General features: G+C 68.3%; 18 protein-coding genes. 8 read left to right on the top strand and 10 right to left on the bottom strand.

What is annotated here, in order from left to right; genetic code table 11:
- Positions 1 to 63 precede the first annotated feature (63 nt).
- The gene (locus ABL844_RS27750) at positions 64 to 654 is read left to right on the top strand and encodes a DUF2325 domain-containing protein (RefSeq protein ID WP_418129674.1); all 591 of its coding nucleotides are present in this window, start codon (positions 64 to 66) and stop codon (positions 652 to 654) included.
- On the opposite strand, the gene ABL844_RS27745 is transcribed toward ABL844_RS27750, so the two are convergent.
- From ABL844_RS27745 to ABL844_RS27735, 3 genes are read right to left on the bottom strand one after another with little or no spacing between them, the layout of a single operon-like run.
- On the bottom strand, positions 651 to 2480 hold the full coding sequence (locus ABL844_RS27745; RefSeq protein ID WP_418129673.1) for a M61 family metallopeptidase: 1830 nt from the start codon (positions 2478 to 2480) through the stop codon (positions 651 to 653). The genes ABL844_RS27750 and ABL844_RS27745 overlap by 4 nt on opposite strands.
- Complete coding sequence (locus ABL844_RS27740) at positions 2480 to 3202, bottom strand: DsbC family protein (RefSeq protein WP_418129672.1); 723 nt, start codon at positions 3200 to 3202, stop codon at positions 2480 to 2482. The genes ABL844_RS27745 and ABL844_RS27740 overlap by 1 nt, the downstream gene beginning before the upstream one ends.
- A 46-nt stretch (positions 3203 to 3248) precedes the next feature.
- Positions 3249 to 4376: an FAD-dependent monooxygenase gene (locus ABL844_RS27735; protein WP_418129671.1), complete on the bottom strand. Its 1128-nt coding sequence runs from the start codon at positions 4374 to 4376 to the stop codon at positions 3249 to 3251.
- A gap of 122 nt (positions 4377 to 4498) precedes the next feature.
- Here ABL844_RS27735 and ABL844_RS27730 point away from each other — a divergent pair, with 122 nt between their 5' ends.
- Complete coding sequence (locus ABL844_RS27730) at positions 4499 to 5386, top strand: MOSC domain-containing protein (RefSeq protein WP_418129670.1); 888 nt, start codon at positions 4499 to 4501, stop codon at positions 5384 to 5386.
- 22 nt (positions 5387 to 5408) lie between these two features.
- Here the strand turns inward: ABL844_RS27730 and rbsD are convergent, their stop codons facing one another.
- Genes rbsD through ABL844_RS27700 form a run of 6 tightly spaced genes read right to left on the bottom strand, consistent with a single transcriptional unit; the run spans position 5409 to position 11483 of the window.
- Complete coding sequence (rbsD, locus tag ABL844_RS27725) at positions 5409 to 5801, bottom strand: D-ribose pyranase (protein WP_418122769.1); 393 nt, start codon at positions 5799 to 5801, stop codon at positions 5409 to 5411.
- The gene (rbsK, locus tag ABL844_RS27720) at positions 5798 to 6775 is read right to left on the bottom strand and encodes a ribokinase (protein WP_418129669.1); all 978 of its coding nucleotides are present in this window, start codon (positions 6773 to 6775) and stop codon (positions 5798 to 5800) included. The genes rbsD and rbsK overlap by 4 nt, the downstream gene beginning before the upstream one ends.
- On the bottom strand, positions 6772 to 7869 hold the full coding sequence (locus ABL844_RS27715; RefSeq protein ID WP_126023639.1) for a LacI family DNA-binding transcriptional regulator: 1098 nt from the start codon (positions 7867 to 7869) through the stop codon (positions 6772 to 6774). Before ABL844_RS27715 ends, rbsK begins: the two co-directional genes overlap by 4 nt.
- 34 nt (positions 7870 to 7903) lie before the next feature.
- Positions 7904 to 8896 (bottom strand): ABC transporter permease, encoded by a 993-nt coding sequence (locus tag ABL844_RS27710; RefSeq protein WP_418129668.1) that lies wholly within the window; start codon positions 8894 to 8896, stop codon positions 7904 to 7906.
- Entirely contained in the window at positions 8893 to 10491 is a 1599-nt protein-coding gene (locus ABL844_RS27705) for a sugar ABC transporter ATP-binding protein (protein WP_418129667.1), read from the bottom strand. The genes ABL844_RS27710 and ABL844_RS27705 overlap by 4 nt, the downstream gene beginning before the upstream one ends.
- 38 nt (positions 10492 to 10529) lie before the next feature.
- Positions 10530 to 11483 (bottom strand): sugar ABC transporter substrate-binding protein, encoded by a 954-nt coding sequence (locus ABL844_RS27700; RefSeq protein ID WP_184640824.1) that lies wholly within the window; start codon positions 11481 to 11483, stop codon positions 10530 to 10532.
- 209 nt (positions 11484 to 11692) lie between these two features.
- Between ABL844_RS27700 and ychF the strand changes: the two genes are divergently transcribed.
- The 4 genes from ychF to ABL844_RS27680 all read left to right on the top strand — a co-directional run bounded on the left by ychF (position 11693) and on the right by ABL844_RS27680 (position 14251).
- Positions 11693 to 12784 (top strand): redox-regulated ATPase YchF, encoded by a 1092-nt coding sequence (gene ychF, locus ABL844_RS27695; protein ID WP_126023635.1) that lies wholly within the window; start codon positions 11693 to 11695, stop codon positions 12782 to 12784.
- Positions 12785 to 12810: 26 nt separating this feature from the next.
- Positions 12811 to 13332 (top strand): zeta toxin family protein, encoded by a 522-nt coding sequence (locus ABL844_RS27690; RefSeq protein ID WP_184640823.1) that lies wholly within the window; start codon positions 12811 to 12813, stop codon positions 13330 to 13332.
- The gene (locus ABL844_RS27685) at positions 13329 to 13514 is read left to right on the top strand and encodes a hypothetical protein (RefSeq protein ID WP_126023634.1); all 186 of its coding nucleotides are present in this window, start codon (positions 13329 to 13331) and stop codon (positions 13512 to 13514) included. The genes ABL844_RS27690 and ABL844_RS27685 overlap by 4 nt, the downstream gene beginning before the upstream one ends.
- 62 nt (positions 13515 to 13576) lie before the next feature.
- Entirely contained in the window at positions 13577 to 14251 is a 675-nt protein-coding gene (locus tag ABL844_RS27680) for a glutathione S-transferase (RefSeq protein ID WP_184640822.1), read from the top strand.
- A 15-nt stretch (positions 14252 to 14266) separates the two neighbouring features.
- Here the strand turns inward: ABL844_RS27680 and ABL844_RS27675 are convergent, their stop codons facing one another.
- Positions 14267 to 14737, bottom strand: coding sequence for a YqaA family protein (locus ABL844_RS27675; protein WP_126023632.1), 471 nt, complete (start codon positions 14735 to 14737; stop codon positions 14267 to 14269).
- A gap of 174 nt (positions 14738 to 14911) precedes the next feature.
- On the opposite strand from ABL844_RS27675, the gene dusB reads away from it, so the two are divergent.
- Together dusB and ABL844_RS27665 are read left to right on the top strand one after the other, a co-directional pair.
- Complete coding sequence (dusB, locus tag ABL844_RS27670) at positions 14912 to 15976, top strand: tRNA dihydrouridine synthase DusB (protein ID WP_418129666.1); 1065 nt, start codon at positions 14912 to 14914, stop codon at positions 15974 to 15976.
- Positions 15977 to 15995: 19 nt separating this feature from the next.
- Complete coding sequence (locus ABL844_RS27665) at positions 15996 to 16232, top strand: Fis family transcriptional regulator (protein ID WP_007838304.1); 237 nt, start codon at positions 15996 to 15998, stop codon at positions 16230 to 16232.

Raw genomic sequence — 16232 nt, 5'->3', positions numbered from 1 at the left:
TCCGCTGCGGATTGCTTCAATTGAGAATTGCTCTCATCTAGAATGCCCGCCATGGAGTTCCCGATGCAAGAACATGCCGTGTTGCTGCGGGCCTATGCCCGCGTTCAGGAGCGCTGCTCGCGCCTGCTGGTCGAGCAGGCAGCCCTGGTCGAAAAGCTCGAAGCGCAGATCGTGCGGCTGCGCGGCGCGCTGGTGGCGCGGGATTCGGCCATCGCCATCGTGCGCGAGGAGCTCGCGGCGCGAGCCTCCGCGGGCGGTGCGCTGCCGAAGCGGCTGCATGCGCTGCTGATGCCGGGCAGCAAGCGCCACCTGAAGCCGTCGGGGGCACCTGCGCCGGCCGACCTGCGCGAGAAGGCGGTGCTGTGCGTGGGGCAGGGCGACGAGGCGCCGACCTCGCTCGCGCGCCAGCTGGTGGAGATCGCCGGTGGCCGCTACCTGCATCACGACGGCGGCGACGATGCGGACGGCCCCGCGCTCGAAGCCAGCCTGCGCGCGGCCGATCTCGTGATCTGCCAGACCGGGTGCGTGAGCCACGGCGCCTACTGGCGCGTGCAGGACCACTGCCGGCGCACCGGCAAGCCCTGCGTGCTGGTGGGCGAACCCCAGCCGATGATGTTCGTGCGCCACCCCGTGGTGGCAGGAGAAAACGGCTAGCCGCCCAGCCAGCCCGTCACTTTGCCGGCATCGTGCGAGAACAGCCGCCAGGTGGTCACCCCGGTCGGCAGCGCCAGCGGTAGCCTGATCAGCTTGCGGTCGCGCGCCACGATGGCGGTGCACTTCGTCGCATCGCCCAGGTAGAGCGCCAGGTCGTCGAGCTTGGCGATGCGCCAGGCCTGCGCCGGTCGCTGCTGGCTCTTCCTGCCGGATGCGGGCAGCTCGATGCCGATCCACTCGTCGTTGGCAGAGAACCCGGCCTTCTCGGCGGCGCCGCCGCGCAGCACCACCTTCACCTGCACGCCGCCGTTGGCTTCGGCCACGCGCAGGCCCAGCGCCTGCGCCGGCTGAGACGGGTCTTCGAGCGTGGCCACGCCGTGCGAGCGCAGCAGCAGCGAGAGCGGGAGCTCTTCCGTCGAATGCACCCAGCGCGCCAGTTCCTGCCCGTACGAGCGGCCGCCCACCGCTTCGAGCGCGGCTGCGATGTCTTCCTCGCTGATCGGCCCGCCCTCGCTGTGCTTCCACAGGTGGCGCATCACGTCGTCGAGCGTGCCCTTGCCTTCGTGGCGCAGCGTGAGATCGAGGCACAGCGCCACCAGCGCGCCCTTGGTGTAGTAGCTCACCGTGCTGTTGGGCGTCTGCTCGTCCTGGCGGTAGTACTTGACCCAGGCGTCGAAGCTCGCGTCGGCCACCGGCTGCACCAGCCGGCCGGGCGTCTGCATGACCTGGTTGATCGTCTTGTTAAGCAGCCGCAGGTAGCCCGCGTCGTCGATGCGCCCGGCGCGGCGCAGCAGCAGGTCGTCGTAATAGCTGGTGAAGCCCTCGAAGAACCACAGCAGCTGCGTGTAGTTCTCCTGGCTGTAGTCGTAGCGCGCGAACTCCGCCGGCCGCATGCGCTTGACGTTCCAGGTGTGGAAGTACTCGTGGCTGATGAGCCCCAGCAGCGTGGTGTAGCCATCGGGCTGCTTCTTCTTCTCGCCCAGTTGCGGCAGGTCGCGCCGGTTGCAGATCAACGCGGTGGAATGGCGATGCTCGAGCCCGCCATAGCCGTCGTCGACCACGTTGAGCATGAACACGTAGCGGTCGATCGGCGGCTTCGCACCGCCGCGCTTGCCGACCTTGTCGCCGTGCCAGAAGCGCATCTCGGCCTCGCAGATGGCCTTGGTGTCGGCGATGAGCCTGTCGCCGTCGAACGAGGCGGCTGCGCCGGCCACCACGAAGCGGTGCGGCACGCCGCAGGCTTCGAAGTCGGCGCTCCAGAAGGCGCCCATCTCGACGGGGCTGTCGGCCAGTTCGTCATAGCCCGAGGCGATGTAGCTGCCGAAGCCGTGCTTGTCGGCCTTCAGCGGCACGAGCGCGGTGGCGCACGACCAGCGCGGGCTGTCGCCATCGACATGCGCGGGCGCGACGATCTCCATCGCGTGCGGCGATTCGGTCTGTCCCTCGACGCGCAGGCACACGCTGGTGCCGTTGAAGAAGCCGCGCTCGGCGTCGAGCCAGGCGGTGCGCACCGAGTTGTCGTACGCGCAGACCTGGTAGTTCAGCACCAGCGGCTGCCCGGGTGTGCATTCGACCAGCCAGCTGCATTTGTCGAGCTGCGTCAGCACCGGCTTGCGGCGGCCCTGCGTGGCGCGCAGGCCCTGCAGGTTCTTCGCGAATTCGCGCACCAGGTAGCTGCCAGGAATCCATACCGGCAGCGACACGCGCTGCTGCGCGGCGGGCGCGTCGATGGTGAGGGTGACGCCGAACAGATGCGCGTGCGGGTCGGCGCACTCGACGCGGTAGTGCACGCCTGCCGCGTGCCGCGCTGGGGCCTTCGTCGCCATCAGCTGGACGACGCGGCGAGTTGCTTCTCGACCTGCTCCGCGGGAATGGCACCCGGCGTGCGCGTGCCGTCGCTGAAGATCAGCGTGGGCGTGCCGGTGATGTTGTACTTGCGGCCGAAGTCGACGTTGCGCTGCAGCGCGGTCACGTCGCAGCTCGAGGGCGCGGTGGCCGGGCGGGTGCTCGATTCCATCCAGTCGCTCCAGGCCTTGCCCTTGTCCTTGCTGCACCAGATGTCGCGCGACTTGACGTTCGAATCGGGGCCGAGCACGGGGTACAGGAACAGGTACACGGTGACGTTGTCGACCGTCTTCATGTCCTTCTCGAAGCGCTTGCAGTAACCGCAGTTCGGGTCTTCGAACACGGCCAGCTTGCGCTTGCCGTTGCCGCGCACGATCTTGATCGAGTCCTTCAGCGGCAACTGGTCGAAGGCGACGGCGCTGAGCTTCTCGACGCGCTCCTCGGTGAGGTTCTTGCGTGCCTTCACGTCGATCAGGTTGCCCTGGAAGAGGTAGTTGCCCTGTTCGTCGGTGTAGAAGATCTGCGAGCCGTTCACGCGCACTTCGTACACGCCCGGGACCGGCGACTTCGACACCTCGTCGATGGCCGGGAACTGCGGAATGCGCGAGGGCAGGTTCTTGCGGATCTCGGCTTCGCCCGCGGTGGCGGTCACGACCGCGCCGAGCGTGCAGGCGGCGAGAAGAAGGTTGCGTACGAGTGTCATCGGAAGTCCGTTTGTTCGGTCGGGATTCAGTCGAAGGGGTAGGGCCTCAGGCCTTCAGGCCCATGGCCTGCGCGGTGATCCAGTGCTTGACGAGGCGCGTGCGGTCGAAACCGCGCATGCCCCAGTTGCGCAAGGCCTGCAGCGGGCCCAGGTCGTGCGCGAAGAGCTGCTGCAGCCCGTCGGTCGCGAGGCTCATCTGCAGCACGTCGGTGCGGCGGGCGCGCTCGTAGCGGCGCAGCAGCCGAGCATCGCCCACGCTGCGCCAGTAGTCGCGGTTCTTGATCACGCAGGCCAGCTCGGCGGCGTCGGCCAGTCCCAGGTTCAGGCCCTGGCCGGCGAGCGGGTGCACCGTGTGCGCGGCGTCGCCCGCCAGCGCCCACGAGCGGTTCGGCTGGCCGGGCATGGCACCGGTCCAGCGGTCGGCGATGGCGCGGGCCAGCGGCCAGGCGGCGCGCTCGCTGGTGAGCCGGAGCGCGCCGAGCGCGTTGTGGCTGGCCTCGGTGACCGCGGCGGCGAACTCTTCGTCGCCCTGCGCGAGCAGGCCCGGCGCGCGCAGTTGGTCGGCCGACCACACCAGCGCGACCGTCCTGCCGTGCGTGCCGTCCAGCGGCAGCAGCGCGAGCACCTCGCCCTTGTCGTTGAACCACTGGCGCGCGATGCCGTCGTGCGACTGCGCTGCTTCCAGCCGGGCCGCGATGGCGTGCTGCGGATAGCGAGTGACCTCGTAGCTCACGCCGAGGGCCTCGCGCGTGGTGCTGGCCTTGCCCTCGCACACCACGGTCAGCGGCGCGGCCACGGGCTCGGCCACGACTTCGATCTGGGGCTGGAAGCGCACAGCGTCGGCCAGCTGCTTTTCGAGCGCGGGCACGTCGACGATCCAGGCCAGCGCATCGACCTTCTGGCGCGCGGCGCTGAACTGCACCCGGCCGCCCTCGTCGCCATGCACCAGCATTTCGCGCACGGCCGTGGCGTGGGCCGCGTCGGGCCAGGCGCGCAGCGATTCGAGCAATGCGCGGGAGGCCGTGTTGAGCGCATAGGCGCGGATGTCTTCCTTGCCCTGCGTGGCCGGCGGCACCACCAGCGCGACGCGCACGCGCTCGCGTGCGAGCAGCAGGGCCAGCGTACGGCCGACGATGCCGGCGCCGCGAATGCAAACTTCGGGAGGGAGAGCCATGGAAACGATTGTAGGAGTTGCCCGCCCAGTGCGACCCCGGGGTCTTTTCCCCCGGCGAGCCAAGGCCATGCCACCGCCGCGATGCGGGACAATCGCGGCCGAATTCCAAGGAAACCCCCACCGTGTCCGCCTCCCAGCCCGCCTTCGACCTCGAAGCCACCATCTCGCGCCTGTTCGTCTACCCCGTCAAGTCCTGCGCCGGCGTCGAGCTTCCCGAAATGCTGCTGACCGAGACGGGGCTGGAATTCGACCGGGCCTGGATGGTGGTCGACGCGCAGGGCGAGTTCGTCACCCAGCGGCAGCTGCCGCGCATGGCGCTCATCAAGCCGCAGATGAAGCACACCGAGGTGGTGTTGCGCGCCCCCGGCATGCTGGCGCTGCACCTGGCCTTCGACCGGGTCGAGAAGCCGGTGCGGGTGCGCGTGTGGAAGGACGAAGTCGCCGCCTACGACATGGGCGACATCGCCGCGCAGTGGTTCAGCGATTTCCTCTCGGAGCCCGGAAAGCCGCAGGCGCTGCGCCTCGTGCGCTTCGACCCCGAGCACAGGCGCCTGTCGAGCATGAAGTGGACCGACGGCGTGGAGTCGCAGACCCAGTTCGCCGACGGCTACGCGCTGCTGGTGGCGAGCGAGGGCTCGCTGGCCGAGCTCAACGACCGCCTCGCGGCGCAGGGCCATGGGGCCGTGGGCATCGAGCGCTTCCGGCCCAACATCGTGCTCGCGGGCATCGAGTCGCACGACGAGGACCGCGTCGACGCGCTGCACATCACCACCGGCGAAGGCGAGGCCGAGCTGCGCCCCGTCAAGCCCTGCACGCGCTGCCCGATTCCCGACATCGACCCGGCCACCGCGCTGAGCAGCCCCGAAGTCGGCAACACGCTGCGCACCTACCGCGCCGACGCGCGCGTGGACGGCGGCATCACCTTCGGCATGAACTGCATCGTGATCCAGGGCGTGGAGCACACGCTCAAGGTCGGGCAGCCGGTGGGCGCGAACTACAAGTTCGAGTGAGCGATGGCGCCCGGGTGGCGCCTCAGAACTTCACGCCGGCGATCAGGATGATGTTGGCGTAGGGCGTGCATTCACCCGTGCGCACCATGGCGCGGGCTTTCGCGGTGCGGCGCTTGAATTCCTCGTGCGACACCGTCTGCGGCTCGATGCCCAGCGATCGCGGATACCAGCCGGGCAGCTTCTTCGCATCGCCGAGCGCTTCGTCGGCAATCACGATGGCTTCCACCTGCATCTCCGACAGCACCGCCTGCAGCACCTCGTCGAGCGTCGGCACGCCGCGCGCCACCGCAAGGTCGATGCGGCGCGGGCCGTCGGGAATGGGCAGGCCGGCGTCGCCGAGCACGAGCATGTCGCCATGGCCCAGCGAGGCGATCACGTGGGAGAGTTCGGCGTGCAGCAGGGCGGTGCGTTTCAAAGCTTGATCCAGTCGGGGGGCATGGGGCTGCGCAGCACGGCGTCGCGCTGCGGAATGGAGGGCTGGGCGCCCGGCTGCTGGATGCAAAGTGCCGCTGCGCGGATTCCGAGGCGTACGGCCTCGTCGAAGCCCTGGCCTTCGCCCAGCGCGACGGCGAGCGCGCCCAGGAATGTGTCGCCGGCCGCCGTCGTGTCGACCGCCTGCACCTTCGGTGCCGGGTGGTGGCGCGCGCCGTCGGCATCGACGGCCACCGCGCCGCGGGAACCGAGCGTGACGACCACGCGCGCGATGCCCTTGGCACGCAGTGCCTGGCCCGCATGCGCGGCCTCCTCGGGGCTGTCGGCGGATTGGCCGCAAAGCGTCTGTGCCTCGATCTCGTTGACCACCAGCGTGTCGATCTTCGGCCACAGCGGCTCGGCGATGGCCTGCACGGGCGAAGGGTTCAGCAGCACCTTGCAGCCTGTCTCGTGCGCCACCGCGATGGCGCGCGCGACCTGGTCCAGCGGCGTCTCGAATTGCGCCACCAGGAAGGCGGCGCCCTGCACCTGCTGCTTCAGCGTGGCCTCGTCGGCCTCCAGCCGTGCGTTGGCGCCGGGGACCATCACGATGCGGTTCTGCCCGCTGTCTTCCACCAGAATCAGCGCGGTGCCGGTGGGCTCGCCCGCAACGGTGCGCAGGTAAGCGGTGTCGATGCCGTCGCGCTCCAGCGAATCGCGCAGCGCCTTGCCGTGCGCGTCGTCGCCGACGCAGCCGATCATGCGCACGCTGCCGCCCTGGCGCGCGCAGCTCACCGCCTGATTGGCGCCCTTGCCGCCGGGAATGTCGGCGATCGAATGGCCCAGCAGGGTCTCGCCCGCGGCCGGCGCGTGCGGTACGCGCACGACCAGGTCCATGTTGAGGCTGCCGAACACCACGATGCGCGGTGCCGCGGCACGGCCATCGGTGCTGCTGCTGGAAGAAGGCTTCAGGCTCACGAGGTGCGGGACTTTCGGGGTTGCTGGGAGGGCGTTTCGGCGGCAGCCGGCGCGGGAGCGGGGGCTTCGCGGAAGCTCGCGTGGCGCGCAGTGGAGGCGCGCACGCACAGCTCCGGCTGCAGCACCACCTTGCGCGCATCGCGGCGCTTGCCGCCCACGCGCTCCAGCAGCATGTCGACCGCCAGCGCGCCGATGCGCTCCTTGGGCTGAGCCACGGTGGTGAGCGCGGGGCTGGTGTAGGCCGAGAGTTCGATGTCGTCGAAGCCGACGATCGAGAGCTCGTCGGGCACGCGCACGCCGCTCTCGTGCGCCGCGCGCAATGCGCCGATGGCCATCAGGTCGTTGCAGACGAACACGGCCGAGGGCTTCTGCTCGGTGCGCAGGATGGCGTGCATCGCCTCGTAGCCGCCCTGGCTGGTGAAGCCGCCGCGCCACAGCAGCGAATCGGTGCTGGCGATGCCGGGCGCGGCGCCGGCTTCGGCCAGCGCCATGCGCCAGCCCTCGATGCGCTGCTCGCTGGGCATCACGCCCACCGGGCCGCCGATGCAGGCGATGCGCTTGTGGCCCAGCGACAGCAGGTGCCGCACGGCGAGCAGGCCGCCCTGCATGTGGGCGGTCTCGACCAGGTCGCACACGGGGTTGGCGATCTCGCGGTCGACCAGCACGGTCGGCACGCGCAGGCCATTGAGCTGCTTCGCCAAGTCGTTGTCGCCGCTCTCGCCGGTCGACACCACGATCAGCCCGTCGATGCGGCGCTCGGCTAGCACCTGCAGGTAGACGCTCTGGCGGCGGGGCTCGTCGTCGGTGTTGCACAGCACCAGCGTGTAGCCGGCGCCGAAGCAGCGGTCCTCCACGATGCGCACGATCTCCGCGAAGTAGGGGTTCGAGCTGTTGGGAATCAGCATGCCCAGCGTCGAGGTGGTGTTGCTCTTGAGGCTGCGCGCCATCGCGTTGGGCACGTAGCCCAGCTCGCGGATGGCGAGCTCCACCCGCTCGCGCACCTTGGCGCTCACGTGGCGCGTGTCGTTGACCACATGCGATACGGTGGTGACCGACACCTCCGCCTTCAGCGCGACGTCCTTGATGGTGGCCATGGTTCTATTCCTCTTGCTGGATGGGCGGCGGCGATCAGGCCAGCCGGCGTTCCACGCGGCGCTGGCGCAGCGTATCGATGATCACCGCCACCACGATCACCGCGCCGGTGATGATCCGCTTGCTCGGCTCGCTGGCACCCACCTGCGCGAGGCCGGCTTCCAGCACCGCGATGATCAGCACGCCGAAGAAGGTGTTGACGACCGAGCCGCGCCCGCCCATCAGGCTGGTGCCGCCGATGACCACGGCCGCGATCACCTGCAGCTCGATGCCCACGCCCGCGTTCGGGTCGGCGGCTTCGAGGCGGGCCGACTGCATCAGTCCCGCGAGCCCGGCCAGCAGCCCGGTGACGGCGAACACGATGATGCGGATGGGCCGCGGATCGACGCCCGCCAGCCGCATCGCCTCTTCGTTGGTGCCGATGCCCACCACGTGGCGGCCGAACACGGTGCGCGTGAGCACCATCTGCCCGATGACCACCAGCACCACCGCCAGCACGAAGGCGGCGGAGATGCCCCCGATCCACGGAGCGGCCAGGCCCGAGATGGCGTCGCCCACGTACTGCGTGCGCGAATCGGTCACGAGGTAGGCGCCGCCGCGCACCGCCTCCAGCATGCCCAGCGAGACGATGAAGCTCGGCAGCCGCCAGGCCACCGACACCGCGCCGGTGACCGTGCCGCAGACCAGGCCCGTGGCCAGCCCGAGCGCCGCGGCCAGCGGCACAGAGAGCTTCCATTCGAGGATGGCGGCCGCGGTGACGGCCGCGCTGAGCGCCAGCACCGAACCCACCGACAGGTCGATGCCCGCGATGATCAGCACGAAGGTCATGCCGATCGCCATCACGGCCAGCGCGGGGATTTCATTCGCGATGGAGACGAAGGTCTCGCGCGTCAGGAAGTATTCGCTGAGCGAGCCGAAGAGGGCGATCATGCCCACGAGCACGACCGTGAGGCCCAGGTAGGTGCCGAGCTGGCCCTTCAGCGCGGAGGGCGCGGGCGGCGTGTTGGATGTCGTAGAGGCGGCGTTCATGGTGTGTCGGCGGTGACCGGGATCGGATCGGAAACGGGGGATACCGTCGGCGGATTGGCTGCTGCTGCGTGTCCTGTCGCGTCGCTGAATGCCGCGGCCAGCAGCGATTGTTCGGTCCATTCTCCGCGCTCGAACACCGCGACCAGGCGCCCGGCGCTCATCACGCCGATGCGGTCGCACATGGCCATGAGTTCGCGCAGGTCGCTGGACACCATCAGCAGCGCCTTGCCGGCGTCGGTCATGCGGTCGAGTTCGGCGTAGAGGTCGGCGCGCGCGCCCACGTCCACGCCGCGCGTGGGTTCGTCCAGCAGCAGCACCTTGCATTCGCGGTGCAGCCAGCGCGCGAAAACCACCTTCTGCTGGTTGCCGCCGCTGAGCGTGGAAACCGGCTGTTCGATGCTGCGCGAGCGGATGCGCAGCAGTTCCACCAGCTTGCGCGCGATGCCGCGTTCCTTGGCGCCGCGCAGCCACCCGGCGTGCGAGATCGCGCCCAGGTCGCTCAGCGTGGCGTTGACGCGGATCGACTGCGGCAGCAGCAGGCCCTGCGACTTGCGGTCTTCGGTGACCAGGCCGATGCCCGCGCGGATCGCCTGCATCGGCGAGCGCCAGCCCTTGCGGACGTGGTGCGTGGCTTGCCCGTCGGCATGCAGCGTGATCTCGCCGCGGTCGGCGCGGTCTGCTCCGAACAGCAGGCGCACCAGCTCGGTCCGGCCCGAGCCGACCAGGCCGGCCAGGCCCATGACTTCGCCCGCACGCAGGTCGATGTCGACGTCGCGAACGACCTGCGCCCGGCCGATGCCGCGCGCGCTCAGCAGCACCGGGCCCGCCACGCGGCGGTCGCGACCCTCGTGCTCGTGCACCGCACGGCCCACCATGCGCTGCACCAGTTCGGATTCGCGCACGCCGGCCATGGCGCGCACATCCACCAGCCGGCCGTCGCGCAGCACCGCCACGCGGTCGGCGATGCGCTGAAGCTCCTCGAGGCGGTGCGAGACGTAGACGATGGCCACGCCGCGGGCCTTCAGCAGGTCGATCTGCTCGAACAGGTGAGAGGTTTCGCGCGGCGTGAGCATGGCGGTGGGCTCGTCGAGCACCAGCACGTGCGTGTCGTCCTGCAGGTTGCGCGCGATCTCCACCATCTGCTGCTGGCCGATGCCCAGCCGCGCCACGGGCGTGGCCGGGTCGATGTTCTGCATGCCGATCTTGGCGAGCTGGCGCGCGGCCAGCTCGTGCAGCCTGGCCTTGCGTATCCAGCCGGTCTTGTTGGGCAGGCGGTCGAGCAGCAGGTTCTCGGCCACCGACAGCGTGGTGACGAGGCCGAGCTCCTGCATGACCATGCGCACGCCCAGGCGCTCCGCGTCGCGACGCGAGGTGGGCGCGAAGGGCTTGCCGTCGAGCAGCATTCGGCCGCGCGTGGGCTGCACCAGGCCGCAGACGATCTTCGACAGCGTGCTCTTGCCGGCGCCGTTCTCGCCCGTGAGGGCCAGCACTTCGCCGGGGTTGAGCACGAGCGAGACGTCGTCCAGCACCGGCGCCGCATAGTCCTTGCCCATGGCGCTCAGGGAGAGCACGGGCAGGGCCGTTGTGAGATTCATGGCGGCGGATGCTGTCAACGTCTGCTCTTTCCGGTTTCTTACTTGGAGTCCTTGGTGACCAGCACCACGTCGGTCTTCACCTCGGCGGGCATTTCCGACTGCTTCTTGTTCTCTGCGAGGGCCTTCAGCGCGGTCTCGATGCCGAACACCGCCTGCTTGGCGGCGAACTGGTCGGCGGTGGCGAGCACGCGGCCGTCCTTGAGCATCGGCTTGATGGCGCCGATGTTGTCGTAGCCGACCACCAGCACCTTGCCGGTCTTGCCGGCGGCCTTGACGGCGGCCACGGCGCCCAGCGCCATGCTGTCGTTGCCCGCGAGCAGCGCCTTCAGGTCGGGGTGCTCGCGCATCATGCCGGCGGCCACGGTATTGCCCTTGTCGATTTCCCACTGGCCCGACTGCACGCCCACCACCGTCACGCCGGCGGCCTTCATCGCGTCCTGGTAGCCCAGCGTGCGCTGCTGCGCATTGAAGGTGGTCGACACGCCTTCGATGATGCCGACCTTGTCGCCCGCCTTCAGTTCTTTGGCGAGCGCGTCGCCCACCAGCTTGGCGCCGGCGCGGTTGTCGGGGCCGACGAAGGGCACCTGGATGCCCTTTTCCTTGAGCGCGGCGGCGTCGAACTGGTTGTCGATGTTGACCACCAGGATGCCCTTGTCGATGGCGGCCTTCACCGCGGGCACCAGCGCCTTCGAATCGGCCGGCGCGATGACCAGCGCGTTGATCTTCTGCGCCACCATCTGCTCGACCATCTTGATCTGCGCGGCGGTGTCGGTCTCGTCCTTGATGCCATTGGCCACCAGCGTGTACTTCGAGGCGTTGGCCTTCTGGTGCGCCTTGGCGCCGTCTTCCATGGTGCGGAAGAACTCATTGGCGAGCGACTTCATGACCAGCGCGACCTTGGGCTTGTCCTGCGCGAAGGCGGGCGTTCCGGCCATGGCGCCCAGCAGCGTCAGTGCGGCAGCGCTTTGCAGGGTACGGCGGGTGAACTTCATGGTGGATGTCTCCTGGGATAGGTTGATCGGAACGGGTGCGCCGGTCTTTGCCGGGGCGCCGATGTTAACTGAGGGAAACGTTTGCGCAAACGTTTGCCGATTGGGTCTTACCCTGATGCATCCGGGGGCTCGAATGCTGTTCGAAGACCTGTCCGACGGGCGCCAAACCATGCTCGCCTAAAATTCGCGGTTATCCAAGAGGACCTCCCATGAGTTTGCAATGCGGCATCGTCGGCCTGCCCAACGTCGGTAAATCCACTCTTTTCAATGCGCTGACCAAGGCCGGCATCGCGGCGGAGAACTATCCCTTCTGCACCATCGAACCCAACGTGGGCGTGGTGGAAGTGCCCGATCCGCGCCTCGACCAGCTCGCCGAGATCGTCAAGCCCGAGCGCGTGGTGCCCGCCATCGTCGAATTCGTCGACATCGCCGGCCTGGTGGCCGGCGCCAGCACCGGCGAAGGCCTGGGCAACAAGTTCCTGGCCCACATCCGCGAGACCGATGCCACCGTCAATGTGGTGCGCTGCTTCGATGACGACAACGTCGTCCACGTGGCCGGCAAGGTCGACCCGATCTCCGACATCGAGGTGATCCAGACCGAGCTGTGCCTGGCCGACCTCGCCACCGTCGAGAAGGCGCTGGCCCGCCACACCAAGGTGGCCCGTTCGGGCGACAAGGACGCGCAGAAGCTGGTCGGCCTGCTCGAGCGCTGCCAGGCCGCGCTGAACGAGAACACGCCGGTGCGCGCGCTCGAGTTCACCAAGGAAGAGCGCCCGCTGGTCAAGAGCTTCACGCTGATCACCGCCAAGCCCGCGATGTTCGTGGGCAACGTGTCGGAAGACGGCTTCGAGAACAACCCGTACCTCGACCGCCTGCGCGAGTACGCCGCCAAGCAGGGCGCGCCCGTGGTCGCCATCTGCGCCAAGATCGAAGCCGACCTCGCCGAGATGGACGACGAGGACAAGAAGATGTTCCTCGCCGAGATCGGCCAGGAAGAGCCGGGCCTGAACCGCCTGATCCGCGCGGCCTTCAAGCTGCTGGGCCTGCAGACTTACTTCACCGCCGGCGTGAAGGAAGTGCGCGCCTGGACCATCCACATCGGCGACACCGGTCCGCAGGCGGCAGGCGTGATCCACGGCGACTTCGAGAAGGGCTACATCCGCGCCCAGACCATCGCCTTCGAGGACTACATCGCCTACAAGGGCGAGCAGGGCGCGAAGGACGCGGGGAAGATGCGTTCGGAAGGCAAGGAATACGTCGTCAAGGATGGCGACGTGATGAACTTCCTGTTCAGTTCCTGATTCCCGCCGGGTGAAATGCCCCTCTGATGAGCCGTCCCAAGATCGTCATCATTGCGGGCCCCAACGGCGCGGGCAAGACTACCTTCGCCCGCGCCTTCCTTCCGCAGGAGGCGCAGGTTTCGCGTTTCATCAATGCGGATCTGATCGCAGCCGGACTGTCTCCCTTCGCTCCGGAAGCGGAAGCCATCAAGGCCGGTCGGCTGATGCTGGAGGAAATCGCGGAATGCGTCCGTCGGCGGGAGAGCTTCGCTTTCGAAACCACCTTGTCGGGGCTGGGCTATCTGCGTCACATCGGTGCATGGAGAGCCTCGGGCTACCACGTGAGCCTTTTCTTCCTGGCGCTCCCGACGGCAGAATTTGCGATTGCGCGTGTGGCGGAGCGTGTTCGCCAGGGTGGTCATCACATTCCTGAAGACGTGATTCGCCGTCGCTTCGTGTCGGGGCGCAGGAATTTCGACGACAGCTACCGCGGAGCGGTCGATGCCTGGGCTCTGTACGACAACGCCGGTGAAGAGCCGGCACTCATCGAATGGGGAGAAGCACCATGACCAATGAGCAACTGGCACAAGCTAAGGACAAGGATCTTGCGGCTTCGCTGATTGCGATCCGGCGCGCTGCGCGGGCGGCGCGGGAAGCCGCAGTGCGCACCAACACCGCCATCGTGGTGCAGCGAGACCAGAAGCCGGTCCGTGTCACGGCCGACGAGTTGCGCAAAGCCGGCGTGAAGTGAATCGACGGCGCGGGGTTGTTGGATAGACTCCGCGCGCCCTGTCTTCTTCCAGGCCCCGCCCCATGCTCACCGTCCACCACCTCAACAACTCCCGCTCGCAGCGCGTGCTCTGGCTGCTCGAAGAGCTGGAGCTGCCCTACGAGATCGTGCATTACCAGCGCGATCCGCGGACCATGTTGGCGCCCGCTTCGCTGCGGGCCGTTCATCCGCTGGGGAAGTCACCGGTTGTCACGACGGATGACGGACTGACGCTCGCGGAGTCGGGCGCGATCATCGAGACGGTGATCGAGCGCTACGGCCATGGCCGGCTCGCGCCCGCCGCGGGTTCGCCGGAGGCGGTGCGCTATCGCTACTGGCTGCATTTCGCGGAGGGCACGGCGATGTCGCCGCTGCTGATGAAGCTGATCTTCGACCGCATCGAGACGAGCAGGATGCCTTTCTTCGCGCGGCCGGTGGCCAAGGCGATCGCGGCGAAGACGAAGTCGGCGTTCATCCATCCGAACATCGCCAACCATCTGAACTACATGGAAGCCGAGCTCGGCAAGAGCGAGTGGTTCGCCGGCGATGCGTTCACGGGCGCGGACATCCAGATGAGCTTCGTGGTCGAGGCCGCGCAGGCGCGTGGCGGGCTCGATGCGAAGCGGCCGAAGCTGATGGCGTACCTGGAGCGCATCCACTCGCGTCCCGCGTACAAGCGCGCGCTGGAGCGCGGCGGGCCCTACGAGCTGCTGAGCTGAGCCGAGGCGGCGGCTTCAGGATGGAAAGACGTACAGCAGCGCGACCGTCATCGTGACGTAGCGCAGGAATTTCCCGATCGCCATATAGGCCACGCATGGCCAGAACGGCAGCTTGAGCCAGCCCGCCACCGCGCACAGCGGATCGCCCACCAGCGGCAGCCAGCTCAGCAGGCAGGCCTTCGGGCCGAGCTTCTCGAGCCAGCCCAGAACGCGCACATGATGTTTCGAGTGCGAGTATTTGTCGGCCACCTTGTGCGCGCCGTAGCCCATCCACCAGTCGACCGCGCCACCCAGCGTGTTGCCCACTGTCGCGACCGCGATGGCGGGCCAGAACATGTCGGGGTTGAGCTTGAGCAGGCCGAAGAGAAATGGCTCGGAGCCCACCGGCAGAAGCGTCGCCGAGACGAAGGCCGCAACGAACAGCGTGGAGAGGCCGACCTGCGGCAGCGCCAGCAGGGCAAGGAGGGAGTCGAGCCAGGCTTGCATAGGGTCGGCGCAGTATAGGCAGCGCCCGCGCCGCAACCGCGTGGGAGAAAGCCCCGGCGCGCACCGGTATTTGTACGGGGTACCGAGGCGCAAATCGTTTCAGTCGCTGAAATGCGGCGTGGCTACAATCGTGCCTCATTTTTCAGCAGCCGAACGCGCACGCTCCCCTTCCAAATGACCTTGCAGATCGGCAACCACACGCTGGAAAACCGCCTGTTCGTCGCGCCCATGGCCGGCGTGACGGACCGGCCCTTCCGCATGCTGTGCCGCGAGCTCGGCGCGGGCTACGCGGTCAGCGAGATGGTCACCTCGCGCAAGGAACTCTGGGGTTCGCTCAAGACCTCTCGGCGCGCCAACCACGACGGCGAGCCCGGCCCCATCGCGGTGCAGATCGCCGGCACCGACGCGGCCATGATGGCGGAGGCCACGGTCTACAACATCGAGCGCGGCGCGCAGATCATCGACATCAACATGGGCTGCCCGGCCAAGAAGGTCTGCAACAAGTGGGCGGGCTCGGCGCTGATGCGCGACGAGCCGCTGGCGCTGGAGATCGTGCAGGCCGTGGTCGACGCGGCGCAGCCCTTCGGCGTGCCGGTCACGCTCAAGATGCGCACCGGCTGGAGCCTGGAGCACCGCAACGCGGTGAAGCTGGCGCGCGACTTCGAGTCGGCCGGCGTGCAGATGCTCACCGTGCACGGACGCACGCGCGAGCAGGGCTACAAGGGCTTCGCCGAGTACGACACCATCGCCGCCGTGAAGGCCGCCGTGCGCGTGCCGGTGGTGGCCAACGGCGACATCAATTCACCGGAGAAGGCGCGCGACGTGCTCGCGGCCACCGGCGCCGACGCGGTGATGGTCGGCCGGGCCGCGCAGGGCCGGCCGTGGATCTTCCGCGAGATCGCGCACTTCCTCGAAACCGGCACGCACCGCGCGCCGCCGCTGGTGGTGGAAGTGCGCCGCTTGCTGCTCGACCATCTGGTGGAGCACTATGCGCTCTACGGCGACTACAGCGGTGTGCGCACGGCGCGCAAGCACATCGGCTGGTACGTGCGCACGCTGCCCGACGGCGAGGCGTTTCGCGCGCGCATGAACACCATCGAGGACTGTGCCGAGCAGCTGCGCGCGGTCGGCGACTATTTCGACGGGCTGGCGGACCACATGGACCGCATGCCCGTGCACCGCCCCGCGGACGACCTCGCGCCGGGCGAAGAAGAGGAGACGGCCTGCGCCGTCCACTGAGAGAGGAAAAGAAGAAGCAATGAGCAAGAAACACATCGAGGACTGCGTGCGCACCAGTCTGGACAGCTATTTCCGCGACCTGCGCGGCACCGAGCCCGACGGCATGTACGAGATGCTCGTGCGCGTGGTGGAGAAACCCCTGCTCGATGTCGTGATGACGCGCGCCGAGGGCAATCAATCGAAGGCCGCTCAATGGCTGGGCCTGAACCGAAACACGCTTCGCAAGAAGCTGGTCGAACACAAACTCCTGAAATAA

The sequence above is a fragment of the Variovorax sp. 278MFTsu5.1 genome (assembly GCF_048305045.1).
GTDB classification, from domain to species: Bacteria; Pseudomonadota; Gammaproteobacteria; order Burkholderiales; family Burkholderiaceae_C; genus Variovorax; species Variovorax guangxiensis.
This window is presented reverse-complemented; position numbering and strand designations above follow the sequence as displayed.